Genomic DNA, 16,642 nt, shown 5'->3' on the forward strand with positions numbered 1-16,642 from the left:
CCGACCGGGCGCGCCCCCGCCCATGTCCGAAGTCTCCAACGAAGCCGCGCGCCGGCGCACCTTCGCCATCATTTCCCATCCAGATGCCGGCAAGACCACGCTGACCGAAAAGCTGTTGCTGTTCGGCGGCGCGATCCAGATGGCCGGCTCGGTGAAGGGCCGCAAGGCCGCACGCCATGCCACCTCGGACTGGATGGCGCTGGAAAAAGAGCGCGGCATCTCGGTGACCTCCTCGGTGATGCAGTTCCCGTACGAGGGCAAGATCGTCAACCTGCTCGACACGCCCGGCCACGCCGACTTCGGCGAGGATACCTACCGCGTGCTCACCGCGGTGGACTCGGCGCTGATGGTCATCGACGTGGCCAAGGGCGTGGAAGAACGCACCATCAAACTGATGGAAGTCTGCCGGCTGCGCGACACGCCCATCATGACCTTCATCAACAAGCTCGATCGCGAGGGCAAGAACCCGATCGATCTGCTGGATGAAGTGGAAACCGTGCTCGGCATCCAGTGCGCGCCGGTCACCTGGCCGATCGGCATGGGCCAGCGCCTCAAGGGCGTGGTGCACCTGATCTCCGGCGAAGTGCATCTGTACGAACAGGGGCGCAATTTCACCCGTCAGGATTCCACCATCTTCCCCTCGCTGGAGGCGCCCGGCCTGGTCGAAAAGATCGGCGAGCAGATGCTGGCCGAGCTGCGCGAGGAGCTGGAACTGGTGCAAGGTGCCAGCAATCCGTTCGATCTTGACGCGTACCGCGCCGGCCAGCAGACCCCGGTGTTCTTCGGTTCGGGCGTCAACAATTTCGGTGTGCAACCGTTGCTGGATTTCTTCGTCGAACACGCACCGCCGCCGCAGGCGCGCGAGACCACCGGCCGCCGCGTGGAGCCGACCGAAGCCAAATTGAGCGGCTTCGTGTTCAAGATTCAGGCCAACATGGATCCGCAGCATCGCGACCGCGTGGCCTTCATGCGCGTGTGCTCTGGCAAGTTCACTGCCGGCATGAAGACGCTGCATGTGCGCAGCGGCAAGGACGTCAAATTGGCCAATGCACTGACCTTCATGGCGTCCGATCGCGAGATCGCCGCAGAAGCGTGGCCGGGCGATGTCATCGGCATCCATAACCACGGCACCATTTCCATCGGCGATACCTTTACCGAAGGCGAATCGCTGTCGTTCACCGGCATTCCCAACTTCGCGCCGGAACTGTTCCGCCGCGCGCGCCTGCGCGATCCGCTCAAGCTCAAGCAATTGCAGAAGGGCCTGGCGCAGCTGTCCGAAGAGGGCGCCACGCAATTCTTCCGCCCGTTGATGAGCAACGACCTGATCCTGGGGGCGGTCGGTGTATTGCAGTTCGACGTGGTCGCGTACCGGCTCAAGGACGAATACGGCGTGGATGCGATCTTCGAGCCGGTGAGCGTCACCACTGCACGCTGGGTGCACTGCGACAATCCCAAGAAGCTGGAAGAATTTCGCGAAAAAAATGCCGGCAACCTGGGCATCGACGCGGCCGGCCAGCTGGTGTACCTGGCACCGACTCGCGTGAATCTGCAGCTGGCACAGGAACGCGCGCCGGATGTGCGCTTTTCGGCCACCCGCGAACATGCGCATGTCAAGGCGATCGATTGACCTGCACATGACCTGCGGCAAGCGTGCGGTACCGCTGGCGATGCGAATTGCTCGCAATTGCGGTACCTTTTTGGCATGAACGCAGACGCCTCCCCCTCGACCGACCTGCGCGACGAAATCGCCAGTGCCGTCACGCACGGCCTGGGTGCGGTTGCCGCACTGGCTGGTGGTTCGGTGCTGATCACGCTGGCCGCCATCTATGGCGATGGCTGGCAACTGGCCACTGCCATCGTGTTCAGTGCCACGCTGGTATTGCTCTACGTCGCCTCCACGCTGTTCCATGCCATTCCGCATCCGGGCGCCAAGGCGCGCCTGCAGGTGCTCGATCATTGCGCGATCTATCTGCTGATCGCCGGCACCTACACACCGTTTACGTTGATCAATCTGCGCGGCCCCTGGGGCTGGGGATTATTCGCCGCCATCTGGACGATCGCCGCCGCCGGGGTGATCTTCAAACTGTTTTTTACCGGTCGCTTTCGATTGCTCTCGACGGTGCTGTATCTGGCGATGGGCTGGCTGATCATCGTGGCCATCGAGCCGCTGCTGCGCTCTGTCGACACCTGGTCGCTGTGCTGGCTGCTGGCTGGCGGGCTCTTCTACACCTTGGGCACGTATTTCTATCAGCGCGACACCCAGCGTTACTTCCATGCCATCTGGCATCTGTTCGTGCTCGCCGGTAGCGCTTGCCACTTCGTTGCGGTGACCGCGCAGGTGATGTGATCTGTGACCGACAGCGCGTTCGCGCGCCGTGCACGAGCCATCGCCAACCATTGTGCACGTGAACAACGTGCCCTCCTCTCCCGCTCGATCGCCCGCCCGCGTCTCGCGCCGTCGCCGCTGGTGGATCGGGCTCGGCATCGTTGCTGTCCTCATAACGATCTTCGTCCTGCTGTTCGACTGGAACTGGTTACGCGGGCCGGTCGAACGCGCGGTCAGCGCGAAGACCGGGCGCGAATTTCATCTGGGCCATCTGGATGTCGATCTGGGCCGTATCACCACGGTGCGCGGCGAGCGATTGAGCTTGGGCAATGCGCCTTGGTCCAAGCGCGGCGCGATGGCAGAAATGAACGCGGCCGAGATCGATGTCGAATTCTGGCCATTGCTGCGCGGCAGTCTGCGGCTGCCGGAGATCCGGCTGGAGCACCCCACCCTGTTGCTGGAAGCCGGCAACGACAGCCATCCGGGTAACTGGGTCTTCGACCAGAGCGATGGCGACGGCAGCATGCCGCGCCTGGGCCGCCTGTTGGTGAACAACGGGCGGCTGCAATATATCGACGATGCCAGCCGCTCGGACGTGGATGTGGCGATCAACAGCCTGGCGCCGCCCAGCAGCGACCAGCGCGCTGCGCCGATCGGCATCGATGGCAAGGGTCGCTGGAAAGGCTACCCGTTCTCGCTCAAGGGCAATACCGCCTCGCCACTGGAATTGAGCCAGACCGAACACCCCTTCCGCATCGATCTGCGCGGCAGCGCCGGCGCCACGCGGACGCACGTGCGCGGCACCTTGACCAATCCGTTTCAGTTCCGGGTGTTCGACCTGCAGATGGCGCTCAGCGGGCAGGATATGGAAGACCTGTACCCGCTGATCGGCGTCGCGATGCCCTCCACGCCGCCTTACAAGCTGGACGGCCGCCTGCGCCGCGACGGCGATGTCTGGCGCTATGAAAAGTTCACCGGCACTGCCGGTGACAGCGATCTTTCCGGCACTGCAGAGATCGACCTGCGCAACAAGCGCCCGTTCTTGCGCGCAGACCTGGCGTCCAAGCGGCTGGATTTCGACGATCTGGCCGGGTTCGTCGGCGCGCCCCCAAAGACCGGAACCAACGAATCGGCAAACGCCGAGCAGAAAAGGCAGGCCGCGCAGCTTGCCGCCAGCCCTCGCGTTCTACCGGCAACGCCTTACGACTTGTCCAAGTTACGTGCGATGGATGCCCAGGTCCGTTGGCGTGCGCAGCGCATCAACGCGCCGTCCTGGCCACTGGACGACATGGATGCCGCGCTGACTTTGAAAGACGGCTTGCTGCGGTTGGACCCATTGAACTTCGGCGTTGCCGGCGGCGACATCCGCTCCACCATCGGCATGGATGCGCGCAATGCAGTCATCACCACCCAACTGAAGGCCAGCATTCGCGGCATTCGTCTGGATCAGCTGTTTCCCGATGCCGCGCTCGCCAAGCAGGCCTCGGGTGCGATCGGCGGCGAGCTGGATCTGCGTGGCCGCGGCAACTCCATCGCCGCGATGCTCGGCAGCGCCGATGGCAGCATCGGCGTCGGCATGGGCCGCGGCCATGTCGGCAACCTGATCATGGAGCTGGCTGGCCTGGACATCGCAGAATCGCTGAAATACCTGCTCACCAAGGACCGGCAGATCCCCGTGCGCTGCATCTTCGGCGACTTCGGCGTGCAGGACGGGCTGATGCAGTCGCGGGCACTGGCCTTCGATAGCACCGACACCATCATCGTCGGCGAAGGCAACATCAGCCTCAAGAACGAAACGCTCGATCTGCTGCTGCGTCCGCGCCCGAAAGATCGCAGCATCCTCAGCCTGCGCTCGCCGCTGCGGATCGGCGGCACCTTCAAGGACCCAAGCTTCCGCCCCGACTTCAAGGCGCTAGGCGTGCGCGGCGCGATCGCGGTCGCGCTCGGCAGCATCGCACCGCCGGCGGCCCTGCTTGCGACCTTCGAACCAGGCCCTGGCAAGGACAGCGATTGCGGCGGCAAGTACGCGCAGTAAGGCAACGCCGCGTCAGCTGGCGATGTAACGCTGCAGCTGGTCGATATCCTGCCGCTGCGCTTCGATCACCGCCTTGACCAGGTCGCCGATCGAAATCACGCCTTGCACGCGGCCGTTTTCGACCACCGGCAGATGGCGAAAGCGTCCGTCGGTCATGAGTTGCATGCAGCGCTCCACCGTGTCCGACGGCGACACTGTCACCACCTCGGCGCTCATGATCTCGGCGACGCTGGTCGTGGAAGACGCGCGATCGCGCAGTACCACCTTGCGTGCGTAATCGCGCTCGGAAACGATACCGACCAAGCGCGTCCCTTCCATCACCAGGACCGCGCCGATGGCCTTCTCGGCCATCAGGCGAATCGCCTCGATCACCGCGGCATCGGCGGCAACCGCAAATACCTCAACCTGCTTGGTCCCCAACAGCTGTCGTACGGTCTGCATGGCCCGCTCCGCGCTTGGTCTGGTGATCGCAGACTACTCCCACCGCGCCGCGGTGGGTATCGACCAGATACAGCGGGCGCTGCTTGGCCTCGTCGTACAGGCGGCCCAGGTATTCGCCAATCAGGCCCAGGGCAATCAGCTGAACGCCCCCCAGAAACAGGATCACCGACATCAGCGTCGGCCACCCGGCCACTGGGTCGCCCATCAGCGCAGCCTTGATGACGACCCACACGCCGAACAGGAACGCCAGCACCGCGGTCAGCAGGCCCAGATATGTTGCCGCGCGCAGCGGCACCGTGGAAAAACTGGTAATGCCATCGAGCGCGAAATTCCACAGCCGCCATACCGTGAACTTGCTGTGCCCAGACAGACGCGGCTCACGCCGATACGGCAGCGCTACCTGGCGAAACCCGACCCAGCCGAAGAGCCCCTTCATGAAACGGTGGCGCTCGCGCAGCTGCTGCAAGGCTTGCACGACACGCGGCGACAGCAAGCGGAAATCGCCGGTATCGGCAGGAATCGGGGTACGCGACAAGCGCCGGATCACCCGATAAAACGCGTGCGCAGCGCTACGCTTGAGCCAATTCTCGCCCTCGCGAATGACCCGCGTACCGAAGATGTTGTCGTAGCCGCCACGCCATAGCGCAACGAATTCCGGGATCAGCTCCGGCGGATCCTGGCCATCGGCATCGAGCAACACCACCGCACCCGGGAGCACGTGGTCCAGTCCGGCAGAAATTGCCACTTCCTTGCCGAAATTGCGCGACAACCGCACCGCACTCACCTGCGCATCCGCTTCGGTCAGCGCATGCAACACCTCCCAGGTGCCATCGGTGCTGCCGTCGTCGACATACAGCACGTGCGTCTGAAGTCCGGGCAGCTGCGCCAACACCGCGCACAGGCGCGGATGCAGCAGCGGAATGCTGGTTTCTTCATTGAAGGCCGCGATGAGCACCGTCAGGCGTTCGGGTGCCGGCGGCAGTTGCGCAGTCTCGATCGTGCTCACCGTGATGGCCCCTGCAGATAGGCAGGGCCGCCCAACTGGCGCGCCTGCCGCTGGATCCACGTCGCACGCCGCTGCACGAATGCACCCGGACGACGCGCGTCATAGCGCCGTGGCGATGGCAACACCGCTGCCAGGCGTGCCGATTCGCTTGGCGACAAGCCTGCCGCATCCTTGCTCCAGAACTGCTGTGCAGCCGCCTGCGCGCCATACACCCCGTCGCCGAACTCGGCCACGTTGAGATACATCTCCAGGATGCGTTGCTTCGGCCAGAACAGCTCGATCAACACCGTGTACCAGGCTTCCAGACCCTTGCGCACCCAGCTGCGGCCCTGCCACAGGAACACATTCTTGGCGACCTGCTGACTGATGGTGCTGGCGCCGCGCACGCGTCCACCGCGGGCATTGTGATCGCGCGCCTTCTCGATCGCCTGCAAATCAAAACCGTGGTGCATCGGAAACTGCTGATCCTCCGCAGCCACCACCAAAATCGGCAGGCTTGCGGCGATCTTGTCGTAATCACGCCACTGCTGATGCAGCGAAAAACGCCAGTCGCCCTCGCCCCAGGCTTCCAGGTAACGCCCCACCATCATGCTGCTGATCGGCGGATCGACCACCCGCAAGATCAGCACCTGCAGCACGCTCGCCGCTGCGAACAGCAGCGGTGCCGTCATCAGCCAGCGCAACCAGCGCCGCGCGCGCCGCGGTGGCGCCGCCTGCTTGCCATCCCATGCATCCATCCCCATTGTTCGTTACGACCTTCAATCCCGATGCCTGCCGCATTATCCGGCAACCCGCGTCCCTTACGCCCGATGTTTCCATGACCGATCACGATCAGCTTTCCCGTTTCCTGCTGCCCGCCGCCGGCGTGCGCGGCGTCCATGTGCGCCTGACCAAGGCCTGGCACGACATCCAGGGTGCCGCCGCCTACCCGCCCGCCGCGCGCCAGCTGCTCGGCGAAGCTGCGGTGGCCGCTGCACTGTTCACCGGCCACACCAAGGCCGACGGGCGCCTGTCAGTGCAACTGCGCGGCAACGACACCTTGCGCACCCTGTTTGCCGAATGCACCGCCGCCGGCACCTTGCGCGGCATCGTGCAGCTGGCCGAGGGTGCGGATGCACCGACCGACCTGCGCGAGCTGGGCGAGGCCGCGCTGCTGGCGATCACCATCGAGAACCCCGGCCTGGACCCGCGCGAGCCGCAGCGCTACCAGAGTCTGGTCGGCATGCAGGCACCAGATCTGGCCGAAGCCTTCGAAACCTATTTCCAGCAGTCCGAACAGTTGCCGACGCGCTTGCTGCTGGCCGCTGGCCCGGATCAGGCCGCCGGCCTGCTGCTGCAGAAGCTCCCCGGCGATGAAGGCGATAACGATGGCTGGACCCGGATCGGGGCCCTGTTCGACACCCTGGGCGCACCGGAGCTGCTCTCGGTCGCCGGCCAGGACCTGCTGCATCGCCTGTTCCACGAAGAAGCGCCGCAGTTGCTCGGCAGCAAGCCACTCAGCTTCGGCTGCTCCTGTTCGCGCGAGCGGGTTGCCTCGATGCTGCAATCGCTGGGCGAAGAGGAGGCGCGCGCGGCCGCCGAGGCTACTGGCGAAGTCGAGGTGCGCTGCGAATTCTGCGGTCGTGAGTATCACTTTCCGTTGACCGCGCTGGACGTACTTTTCAACGCGGCGCAGCCCTCGCAGGAAGCGCCGGAAAGGTTGCAATAGATAGGATGACGGTTGCGTTCTGGGGGCACGCGACCACTTGTTAAATAATCATAAACACCCTAGCATCCTACTTGCCCGCTCTCGGGAACTTAACAACTGCCCCTGGGTCTGACCTCTGGTATGCGATACCTCCTGCGCCTCCCGCTAGCTTTGATGGTTGCCCTCGCGGCGGCCACAGGCGTGCATGCGCAGTCGGCGCAACAGTTGCGCGAAAGCACGATCCTGCCGGTGTGGAACAAGGGCAGCGGCAAGGTGGAAGCCTTTCTGTACCTGGAGCCGACCGGTGAGCAGAAAGCCGGTGCACGCTGGCATTTCGGCCGCAACTCGCTCGATGCGGCGTTTGGCCTGAGCTCCGGCGACTCGCTTGGCCTGCTCTGCAACAGCAGCCGCGGCACCAACATCAGCGGTCTTGCCAGCCACTGCCTGCTTGCAGGCATCGGCGATGACGAAGAAGACAGCGCGGCTGCCTCGCGCCGCGTGTCCGGCACGCTGGGCTTCAATCGCGGCACTGGCCGGGTGGGCGTCACTGCCGGCACTGGCCGCGACACCCTGCCCGCCTGGCTGATCGGTGCAGGCAAGGCCCCGCTGACGCGGGTCGAGCAAAACGACCTAACCGTCTTCGGGCAGAAGAACATCGGCCGCGAAGGCTTTGTTTCGATCGGCGGCACGTATGCTCGCGCACGCCTGGTCCCGCTGGCCGACGTGTCCCCGGCCATTGCCGACCAGTGGGACAGCAAGACCTTGAGCGTTGGCGGCGGCTACGGTGCCTTTAGCGCAAATGTCATTGGTCGCGTCGTCGATGTCCCGGGCCAGCCCGAAAAGTGGGAAGGCCTGGGCCTGGGCCTGACGTGGCGCACCCCCTGGAGCGGCCAACTCACCGTTGGCGCCGAGAACGTCATTTCCCGCGGCAAGAACCCGTTCGCACCGAGTAACGAGAGCAACAGCGACGGTACGGTTCCGTACGTCAGATACGAGCAGGACCTGTAACCCACTGATTCCATAGCAATTCTCATAACGCCATCGGCCCGCAGCCGGTGGCGTTTTTCGTTGCGGATCACGCGCCCGGCTGCCACTTTCACAACCTTCTTCTTTTTCGTTAACGGGACTTTAATTTCTCTCGCAACGCATATACCATCGGTTCACCCTGACGTTTTGGATCCGCTTTTTTCGGAGCCCCCGGCAGGCAAACAACCCTTGGCAGTACCCAAGATCACTTGGAGAGAGAGCTAATGAATTGCAAGTCCAACAAGCTGCGCGATGCAGTTGTCCTCGCGCTCGTCGTGGGTGTGGGCGGTACCGGCACCGCCATCGCCCAGGAAGCCGGCACCACCAACCTCGACAAGATCGAAGTGACGGGTTCGCGCATTAAGCGCGCCGACGTCGAAACATCGCAGCCGGTCTTCAGCATGAGCCGTCAGCAGATCGAGTCGCAGGGCTTGACCTCGATCGGCGATGTGATCCAGAACATCGCAACCAATGGTTCCGCGCTCAACACTAACGTCAACAATGGTGGCAACGGCGAAACCCGCGTCAACCTGCGCAACCTCGGCTCCAACCGCACCCTGGTGCTGGTCAATGGTCGCCGCTGGGTTGGTGGCACGGGCCTGGGCGGCGCGGTCGACCTCAACACGATTCCGACTGCTGCCGTCGAGCGCATCGAAGTCCTGAAGGACGGCGCCTCCACCATCTATGGTTCGGACGCCATCGCCGGCGTCGTCAACATCATCCTGCGCCAGAATTTCGATGGCGCGGAAGCCAACGCCTATTTTGGTCAGTACGACAAGGGTGATGGCAGCCGCGAATCCTACGACTTCACGATCGGCTCGACTGGCGACCGTTGGCACGCCACCCTGGGCGTGGGTTACGTCAAGGAAGAGCCGGTTTGGGCAGGCAATCGCGAGATCTCCTCCGTCCCGGTGTTTGGCGCTGTGCCCCGTACCGGCAACAGCACGACCATTCCGGGTGGACGTTTTGGCATTTTCGGATCGACTGGTCCGGACCCCACTACCGGCGCACCGACGTTCGGCGCAACCCGCTTCAATGGCACGCCCGGCTTCTCGATCACCACCGATGGTGGCACCACCTCGCGCAACTACACCGCGGCCGACAGCTACAACTTCGCACCCGCGAACTACTTGGTGACGCCGCAGGAGCGCAAGTCGGTCTTCGCTGACGCTGGCCTGTCGATCACCGACAATGTCCGTTTCAAGACGACTGTTACTTATAACGAACGCGAATCGACGCAGGTGCTTGCACCGATGCCGATCGTTCTCGGTCGTTCGGCACCCGGCACCAACGGTGCTGACATCGTCATTTCGGCTGCAAACATCTACAACAACACCGGCCGCGATATCGACTACATCCAGTATCGCGCCGAGGAAACCGGCGGCCGTATCTTCACCCAGAACGTAAAAACGTTCGGCTTCAACGGTGCATTCGAAGGCGACTTTGAAGTTGGCCAGCGCTTCTTCAGTTGGGAAGCAGGCATGTTCTACGGCAAGAACGACCAGACCGAGCGCACCACCGGCCTGTTCAATATTTCTGCGCTGCGTAACGCCCTCGGTCCGTCGTTCATCGACGCCTCCGGTGCAGCGCGCTGCGGCACTGCAGCAAACACCATCGATGGCTGCGTCCCGATGGACATGCTCCACGGGCCCGGGTCGCTCACTCCGGAAATGCTGCGGTATGCCGGCTTCAATGCCCATGACCTTTATGGCTACGAGCAGAAGACCTACTACGGCAACGTCGGCGGCGAACTCTTCGATATGCAGGGAGGCGCGTTCGCTTTCTCGCTGGGTGTCGAGCACCGCGAAGAATCCGGTTTCGACGATCCGGATGCGCTGATCAATTCCGGCGATACCACCGGCAACGCGCGCACCGCCACCAGTGGTGGTTACAAGCTCGACGAAGCCTATCTTGAATTGGCCGTGCCGCTTCTCGCCGATCTGCCGGGCGCTCAGCTGCTGGATTTCAGCCTGGCTACCCGTTATTCGGACTACAGCAACTTCGGCGACACCACCAACAGCAAGTTCGGTTTCCGCTGGAAGCCGATCACTGACTTGATGATCCGCGGTAACTGGTCGCAGGGCTTCCGTGCACCTTCGATCAGCGAATTGTTCCAGGGCGTCAGCGATACGTTCGAGGACGTCCGCGATCCTTGCGCAGGCTCGTACGATACTGGCGCAGTGAATACCTCGCGTCCTGGGTCTTGCGGCTCGGTGCCGGCCTACGCGCAGGCGAACCCGCAGGTCCGTACCGCGACGGGTGGCAACCAGCGTTTGAAGCCTGAAACGTCCACCTCCAAGACGTTGGGCTTCGTTTTCAGCCCGGGCTGGGTGACCGGCCTGGATGTTTCGCTCGATTGGTGGAACATTCAGATCGAAGATGCGATCGACACTCAAACCGTGCAGGAAACGCTCAACAGCTGCTACTTGGCTGGCGTGGCGAACGCCTGCTCTCTCATCCAGCGTGAAGCCACCGGTGAAATTTCGAACCTGCTGGCGGTCCCGAACAACATTGCCAGGATCGAAGCAGAAGGCTACGACCTGACGATTGGTTACCGCCTGCCCGATACGGCCTGGGGCAATTTCAGTTTCGTGTGGGATTCGACCTACCTCAGCAAGTTCGTGGTTGAGAAGCCGCTCCAGGATCCGGAAACCCGCGTTGGCCTGTATCGAGGCGGCTCGGCTCAGGACAATAACTGGCGCATCCGCTCTAACCTGATGGCCAACTGGGAATTGGGCGACATCGGCAGCTCTGTGGCGATGCGTTACTACAGCTCGCAGGTCGAAAACTGCATCGGCGCCAACGTCAGCAACCCGGTCAACATCGGCCTGCTCTGCTCGGATCCGAATCGTGTCACCAGTGCAGGTGCAGCACCTCGCAACCACATCCCGAGCGTGACCTATACCGATATCAGTGCGTACTGGAAGGCGCCATGGAATGCGCGTGTAACGGTCGGCGTCAACAACGCGTTTGATCGGGATCCGCCGCAATCTGCTACGGCGTTTGCAAATAGCTTCGATCCGCAGTACGAAATCCCGGGTCGCTTCTATTACATGCGCTACACCCAGAAGTTCTGATAATTGGTTTAGAAAAAGTCAGTATCAAAAGGCCGCGATTCGAAAGAATCGCGGCCTTTTCGTTAGTCCTCACTGTCAGACATCTCGCTGGCGCTGCTACGCACGCCCAATAGCTCACCCCGGAATCAACGTCTGGATCACATGCTCGACGTAGGCTTCGAAATCTTCCCGGGCCGGCTTGGGCTGTTGCAATTGCAGCGAGAGTTGCAGGAAGCCGACATAGGCGGCGTAGGCCAGGCGAGCGCGGTGCTGGGCGTCGGTGCGGGTCAGGCCGGCTTGGCGGAACGAGGCGATCAGGTAATCGAGGCGACGTTGCGAAACGCGGTCGATGACAGGGCGCACGGCCGGGTGGTCGAGTGCCTTGAGCAGTTCGCTATAGATGACGTGCGGTTTGACTTCGTGGGCAACCAGCTGAAACAACGCGCGCAGGCGAGCGCTGGGGTCGGGCACGTCTTCCAGGCTGCCGAACACTTCTTTTTGCTCGAAGATTTCCCAGCGCTCAAGGGCCGCCTGCAGCAGAGCGTCGCGCGAGGGGAAGTGCCAGTAAAAGCTGCCTTTGGTGACGCCGAGCCGGCGCGCCAGCGGCTCGACTGCAACCGCGCCCACCCCTTGTTCGGCGATCAGGTCGAGCGCGGCCTGTGCCCAATCGTCCGCGCTGAGGCGATTGCCGCGACCGGAGCTGGCGCGGGGCGTGGTGAGGCTGGAGTCGATGGTGTCGTTCATGCCGCGATTTAACCATACGCTTGTGTCAGTTGCAGTATGCATCACGAAATTGACATATCAGCGCCATGATTCAGTGGCTTAACCGTCCATACGATTGAGTATTGACAGTCGCCATCGTGCATCCATACCATTAAGTATGGTCATCTCACCCGCTAGCCTCGCCTCCACTGCGTCCCTGTCCAGCGTCAACGCTGGCGACGCAGTGCTCGCGGTGTCGATGCGGGGTGCCGAACATGCGCCGTCGGTACTGTTCGCGCATGGCTTTGGACAGACCCGACATGCCTGGGACGCCACTGCCGCGACGCTGGCTGACAGGGGCTACCGCACCCTGTCGTACGACGCGCGCGGGCATGGCGATTCCAGCGCCAATGCGGCGGATCACCCCTACTCGGCAACGCAGTTCACCGACGATCTGATCGTGATGGCCGGCGAGCAGCCCGAGCCACCGGTGCTGGTTGCTGCGTCGATGGGGGGCTTGTTCGGGCTACTGGCCGAAGCGCGCTGGCCCGGCCTGTTTCGTGCCATCGTGCTGGTCGACATCACGCCACGCTGGGACACTACGGGTGTGGAGCGCATCCTGCGCTTCATGACCGCGCACCCGGACGGCTTTGCATCGCTGGATGCGGCCGCCGATGCGATTGCCGTCTACCTGCCGCATCGGCCGCGCAAAACGCCTGGCCAACTGCAGGCATTGCTGCGGCAGCGTGCCGACGGGCGTTGGCATTGGCACTGGGATCCGCGCCTGGTCGACGAGCTGGCCGGCCAGGACGCCCAGCTCCAGCAGCATGCATTGCTGGAGGCGGCAGCACAGGTGCGTTGCCCGATGCTGCTCATCAGCGGCGGACGCAGCGATCTTGTGACGCCAGCCAACATCGCCGAATTCCTCTCCATCGCGCCGCATGCGCAGCACGTGCATCTGCCCGATGCCACGCACATGCTGGCAGGCGACGACAACACCACGTTTACCGCCACCGTGTTGCATTATCTGGACGCACTGCCGGCGGCTTGCACCATCGCAGCGTCCAACACTACCGAGCATGTCACTGGAGCAAGACCATGAGCATCATTGCACCGTTCCTCCTCGTCATCCTGGCGGCGGGTATCGCTGCCTATCACCGGATGCGCCTTGCCACGTGGGTTGCGATCAGCGCCTGTGTGCTGGTGGCGTGCTGGCTGCTGGGTGCCAATCTCACCGCCACCCTCGTGGCCGCCGCGCTGGTGGTGCTGGTGTCCGCACCGGTGCTGCTGCCGTTCCTGCGCAAGCCGCTGCTGACCACGCCGCTGATGGGCTTCTTCCGCAAGGTGCTGCCGCCGCTGTCGCAGACCGAGCGCATTGCACTGGAGACCGGCTCGGTCGGTTTCGAAGGCGAGCTGTTCACCGGTGACCCGGATTGGCAGAAGCTGCTGAACTATCCCAAGCCGCAACTCACCGCCGAAGAGCAGGCCTTCCTGGATGGCCCGGTGGAAGAGTTGTGCAAGATGATCAACGACTGGGAAATCACCCACGTCCACGCCGACCTGCCGCCGGAGCTGTGGGATTTCATCAAGAAGAACAAGTTCTTCGGCATGATCATTCCCAAGCAGTACGGCGGCCTGGGTTTCAGCGCGCTGGCGCACCACAAGGTGATCCAGAAGCTGTCCTCGATCTCCAGCGTGGTCAGCTCCACCGTGGGCGTGCCCAACTCGCTCGGCCCCGGTGAGCTGCTGCTGCACTACGGCACCTCGGAACAGAAGGACTATTACCTGCCGCGGTTGGCGGTCGGTGCGGAAGTGCCGTGCTTCGGCCTGACCGGTCCGTTCGCCGGCTCCGATGCCACCTCGATTCCGGACTACGGCATCGTCTGCAAGGGCGAGTGGAATGGCGCCAATGTGCTGGGCGTCAAGCTGACCTTCGACAAGCGCTATATCACCCTGGCACCGGTCGCCTCGCTGATCGGCCTGGCGTTCCGCGCCTACGATCCGGATGGCCTGATCGGCGACAAGAAGGACATCGGCATCACCCTGGCACTGCTGCCGCGCGAAACCCCGGGCGTGGAAATCGGCCGTCGCCACTTCCCGTTGAATTCGCCGTTCCAGAACGGCCCGATCCATGGCGAAGAAGTGTTCATCCCGCTGAGCCAGCTGATCGGTGGCGTGGAGATGGTGGGCAAGGGCTGGAACATGCTCAACGAGTGTCTGGCTGTCGGTCGCTCGATCACCCTGCCCTCCACCGCCAGTGGCGGTAGCAAGGCCGCGGCGGTGGTCACCGGTGCGTATGCGCGTATCCGCAAGCAGTTCGGATTGTCGGTGGGTCGTTTCGAGGGCGTGGAAGAAGCGCTGGCCCGGATCGGCGGCAAGGCCTATGCGATCAGTGCGCTGTCGCAGGCCACGGCCGCGGCGGTGGATCGCGGCGACGTGCCGTCGGTGCCGTCGGCGATCGCCAAGTACCACTGCACCACCATGGGCCGCGAAGTGGTCAGCGACATGATGGACGTGATCGGCGGCAAGGGCATCATCCTGGGGCCGCGCAACTTTGCAGGCCGCGCCTGGCAGGCCGCGCCGATCGGCGTGACCGTGGAAGGCGCCAACATCATGACCCGCAGCCTGCTGATCTTCGGCCAGGGCGCCATCCTGTGCCATCCGTGGGTGTTGAAGGAGATGCAGGCCGCACAGGATCCCGATACCCGTCGTGGCCTGGAGCAGTTCGACCAGAGCCTGTTCGGTCATATCCGCTTCGGTATTTCCAACGCCGTGCGCTCGTTCTGGTTCGGTCTGACCGGTGCGCGCATCGGTGCGGCGCCGGGCGATGCATATACCCGTCGGTTCTTCCGCAAGCTGGATCGCTATTCGGCCAATCTGGCCTTGATGGCCGACGTGTCGATGCTGATGCTGGGCGGCAAATTGAAGTTCAAGGAGTCGCTGTCCGGTCGCCTGGGCGATGTGCTGAGCCATATCTACATGACCAGCGCGATCCTCAAGCGTTATCACGACGAAGGCGCGCCGGCGAGCGACCAGCCGCTGCTGGCCTGGGCTTTCCACGACAGCGTGCACAAGATCGAAACCGCGCTGTCGGCGGCGCTACGCAACTTCCCGATCCGCCCGGTGGGCTGGTTGATGTGGGTGTTGATCTTCCCGCTCGGCCGTCGCGCCGAAGCGCCTGGCGATCGCCTCGGCCATCGCGTTGCTTCGCTGTTGATGACGCCCAACGAGGCGCGTGACCGTCTGGCCAAGGGCGTGTTCCTGACGCCGTGCGCCAACAATCCGGGCGGTCGTATCGCCAGCTACCTGACCAAGGCGGTGATGGCCGAGCCGGTGGAGCGCAAGTTCCTGAAGGCGCTCAAGACCAAGGGCATCGAAGCGCTGGATTTCCCGGCGCAGCTGGACGAAGCCGTGGCCGAAGGCGTGATCAGCTTGGAAGAGCGCAAGCTGCTGGAAGAGCTGCGCGAGATCATGATGGACACCATCACGGTGGACGACTTCGATCCGCATGAGTTGCGTGCGGCCAGCTTCTACGACAAGCCGCAGGCGCAACAGCCGCGCGAAGCCGCGTAAGGCGTCAAGCTTGGGCGAGAATGGACGACGGCGGGCTTCGGCCCGCCGTTGTTGTTTGTGGAGATGGGTGTTGTCTCCGGCATGCTGCCTGCAGACCTGATCAGCTGCAGTTTTCGACAGCACGCATGTGTGAGCGACGCCACGCAGTTGGCGGCCATCGAATGAACGGGTGCCAGGGGCCGAACACGCGCGCAAGTTGCGCACGTCACGCGCTTGAGGCAGTCAGGCGCTAAGGCTATGAGCAGGAGCTCATCGCAGCAGTGCCCCACTCCTGCGTGCAGCGGACAACTGCCGCAACCGGATCAGAACGGCAGCCACACCAGCGCCAAGGCGATCAACGCCGGCAGCGCCTGCACGAAGAAGATACGGCGGTTGACGCTATAGGCGCCGTAGCAACCTGCCACGACCACGCAGACCAGGAAGAAGCTCAGCACGTCGGCGCGGGCGGCCAGTGCGCCCCAGAACAGGCCAGCGGCCAGAAAGCCGTTGTAAAGCCCCTGGTTGGCCGCGAGCACGCGGGTGGCCTGCGCCTTTTCGAGGCTATTGCGGAAGGTCTTCAAACCCAGCGGGTGCGTCCACAGCACCATTTCCAATACCAGGATGTAGACGTGCAGCAGTGCGATGCACAGGCCGGCAATGATGGCGAACAGGGACATGGCAGACCGCCTCGGAAAATGGTGCCGCCAGCATAGCCGCGATTGCGGTCGTTCTGTTCGGCACACCTGCACTACCGGGCTGGCGCCTGCGCTTCTGGCGCTGCCAGTGTGAGACGCAGGCCCCCTGCCTGGTC

13 protein-coding genes are annotated in these 16,642 nt (G+C 63.4%); 8 read left to right on the forward strand and 5 right to left on the reverse strand.

Annotated features, from left to right (window positions below; translation table 11 throughout):
• Nucleotides 1-22: 22 nt before the first annotated feature.
• The 3 genes from ACCQ15_RS15195 (at nucleotide 23) to ACCQ15_RS15205 (ending at nucleotide 4,361) form a co-directional block, all read left to right on the forward strand.
• Complete coding sequence (locus tag ACCQ15_RS15195; RefSeq protein WP_008572087.1) at nucleotides 23-1,627, forward strand: peptide chain release factor 3; 1,605 nt, start codon at nucleotides 23-25, stop codon at nucleotides 1,625-1,627.
• Nucleotides 1,628-1,702: 75 nt separating this feature from the next.
• On the forward strand, nucleotides 1,703-2,347 hold the full coding sequence (trhA, locus tag ACCQ15_RS15200) for a PAQR family membrane homeostasis protein TrhA (protein WP_008572085.1): 645 nt from the start codon (nucleotides 1,703-1,705) through the stop codon (nucleotides 2,345-2,347).
• 58 nt (nucleotides 2,348-2,405) lie between these two features.
• A complete protein-coding gene (locus ACCQ15_RS15205) occupies nucleotides 2,406-4,361 on the forward strand; it encodes an AsmA family protein (RefSeq protein ID WP_127167356.1) in 1,956 nt (651 codons plus the stop codon).
• Between the two features lie 12 nt (nucleotides 4,362-4,373).
• Here ACCQ15_RS15205 and ACCQ15_RS15210 read toward each other — a convergent pair whose 3' ends face one another.
• Genes ACCQ15_RS15210 through mtgA form a run of 3 tightly spaced genes read right to left on the reverse strand, consistent with a single transcriptional unit; the run spans nucleotide 4,374 to nucleotide 6,551 of the window.
• A complete protein-coding gene (locus tag ACCQ15_RS15210; protein WP_011348202.1) occupies nucleotides 4,374-4,802 on the reverse strand; it encodes a CBS domain-containing protein in 429 nt (142 codons plus the stop codon).
• Nucleotides 4,762-5,808 carry a glycosyltransferase family 2 protein gene (locus tag ACCQ15_RS15215; protein WP_372380737.1) on the reverse strand — a complete coding sequence of 349 codons (1,047 nt, stop codon included), beginning with the start codon at nucleotides 5,806-5,808 and terminating at the stop codon, nucleotides 4,762-4,764. Before ACCQ15_RS15215 ends, ACCQ15_RS15210 begins: the two co-directional genes overlap by 41 nt.
• On the reverse strand, nucleotides 5,805-6,551 hold the full coding sequence (gene mtgA / locus ACCQ15_RS15220) for a monofunctional biosynthetic peptidoglycan transglycosylase (protein ID WP_372380738.1): 747 nt from the start codon (nucleotides 6,549-6,551) through the stop codon (nucleotides 5,805-5,807). Before mtgA ends, ACCQ15_RS15215 begins: the two co-directional genes overlap by 4 nt.
• 74 nt (nucleotides 6,552-6,625) lie before the next feature.
• Between mtgA and hslO the strand changes: the two genes are divergently transcribed.
• The 3 genes from hslO to ACCQ15_RS15235 all read left to right on the forward strand — a co-directional run bounded on the left by hslO (nucleotide 6,626) and on the right by ACCQ15_RS15235 (nucleotide 11,598).
• A complete protein-coding gene (gene hslO, locus ACCQ15_RS15225) occupies nucleotides 6,626-7,516 on the forward strand; it encodes an Hsp33 family molecular chaperone HslO (protein ID WP_372380739.1) in 891 nt (296 codons plus the stop codon).
• Nucleotides 7,517-7,669: 153 nt separating this feature from the next.
• Nucleotides 7,670-8,503, forward strand: a complete 834-nt coding sequence (locus ACCQ15_RS15230) for an XOO1806 family protein (RefSeq protein WP_029819951.1) — start codon at nucleotides 7,670-7,672, stop codon at nucleotides 8,501-8,503.
• A gap of 242 nt (nucleotides 8,504-8,745) precedes the next feature.
• Nucleotides 8,746-11,598: a TonB-dependent receptor domain-containing protein gene (locus ACCQ15_RS15235; protein WP_122272483.1), complete on the forward strand. Its 2,853-nt coding sequence runs from the start codon at nucleotides 8,746-8,748 to the stop codon at nucleotides 11,596-11,598.
• Nucleotides 11,599-11,712: 114 nt separating this feature from the next.
• On the opposite strand, the gene ACCQ15_RS15240 is transcribed toward ACCQ15_RS15235, so the two are convergent.
• Nucleotides 11,713-12,321 (reverse strand): TetR/AcrR family transcriptional regulator, encoded by a 609-nt coding sequence (locus ACCQ15_RS15240; protein ID WP_003482399.1) that lies wholly within the window; start codon nucleotides 12,319-12,321, stop codon nucleotides 11,713-11,715.
• 136 nt (nucleotides 12,322-12,457) lie between these two features.
• Here ACCQ15_RS15240 and ACCQ15_RS15245 point away from each other — a divergent pair, with 136 nt between their 5' ends.
• Both ACCQ15_RS15245 and ACCQ15_RS15250 read left to right on the forward strand, forming a co-directional pair.
• A complete protein-coding gene (locus ACCQ15_RS15245) occupies nucleotides 12,458-13,381 on the forward strand; it encodes an alpha/beta fold hydrolase (RefSeq protein WP_014090745.1) in 924 nt (307 codons plus the stop codon).
• Nucleotides 13,378-15,852 (forward strand): acyl-CoA dehydrogenase, encoded by a 2,475-nt coding sequence (locus ACCQ15_RS15250; RefSeq protein ID WP_372380741.1) that lies wholly within the window; start codon nucleotides 13,378-13,380, stop codon nucleotides 15,850-15,852. Before ACCQ15_RS15245 ends, ACCQ15_RS15250 begins: the two co-directional genes overlap by 4 nt.
• A gap of 302 nt (nucleotides 15,853-16,154) precedes the next feature.
• On the opposite strand, the gene ACCQ15_RS15255 is transcribed toward ACCQ15_RS15250, so the two are convergent.
• Nucleotides 16,155-16,508, reverse strand: a complete 354-nt coding sequence (locus tag ACCQ15_RS15255) for a DUF1304 domain-containing protein (RefSeq protein WP_011348209.1) — start codon at nucleotides 16,506-16,508, stop codon at nucleotides 16,155-16,157.
• Nucleotides 16,509-16,642 lie beyond the last annotated feature (134 nt).

The organism is Xanthomonas sp. NCPPB 1754, assembly GCF_041475725.2.
Taxonomy (GTDB): domain Bacteria; phylum Pseudomonadota; class Gammaproteobacteria; order Xanthomonadales; family Xanthomonadaceae; genus Xanthomonas; species Xanthomonas euvesicatoria.

Bases quoted from the DNA above. Each gene is read 5' to 3' on its own strand.
- ACCQ15_RS15195 (WP_008572087.1), top strand. From the start codon at position 23: ATGTCCGAAGTCTCCAACGAAGCCGCGCGCCGGCGCACCTTCGCCATC.
- ACCQ15_RS15235 (WP_122272483.1), top strand. From the start codon at position 8,746: ATGAATTGCAAGTCCAACAAGCTGCGCGATGCAGTTGTCCTCGCGCTC.
- mtgA (WP_372380738.1), bottom strand. From the start codon at position 6,551: ATGGGGATGGATGCATGGGATGGCAAGCAGGCGGCGCCACCGCGGCGC.
- ACCQ15_RS15255 (WP_011348209.1), bottom strand. From the start codon at position 16,508: ATGTCCCTGTTCGCCATCATTGCCGGCCTGTGCATCGCACTGCTGCAC.
- hslO (WP_372380739.1), top strand. From the start codon at position 6,626: ATGACCGATCACGATCAGCTTTCCCGTTTCCTGCTGCCCGCCGCCGGC.
- trhA (WP_008572085.1), top strand. From the start codon at position 1,703: ATGAACGCAGACGCCTCCCCCTCGACCGACCTGCGCGACGAAATCGCC.
- ACCQ15_RS15210 (WP_011348202.1), bottom strand. From the start codon at position 4,802: ATGCAGACCGTACGACAGCTGTTGGGGACCAAGCAGGTTGAGGTATTT.
- ACCQ15_RS15230 (WP_029819951.1), top strand. From the start codon at position 7,670: ATGGTTGCCCTCGCGGCGGCCACAGGCGTGCATGCGCAGTCGGCGCAA.
- ACCQ15_RS15245 (WP_014090745.1), top strand. From the start codon at position 12,458: ATGGTCATCTCACCCGCTAGCCTCGCCTCCACTGCGTCCCTGTCCAGC.
- ACCQ15_RS15250 (WP_372380741.1), top strand. From the start codon at position 13,378: ATGAGCATCATTGCACCGTTCCTCCTCGTCATCCTGGCGGCGGGTATC.
- ACCQ15_RS15240 (WP_003482399.1), bottom strand. From the start codon at position 12,321: ATGAACGACACCATCGACTCCAGCCTCACCACGCCCCGCGCCAGCTCC.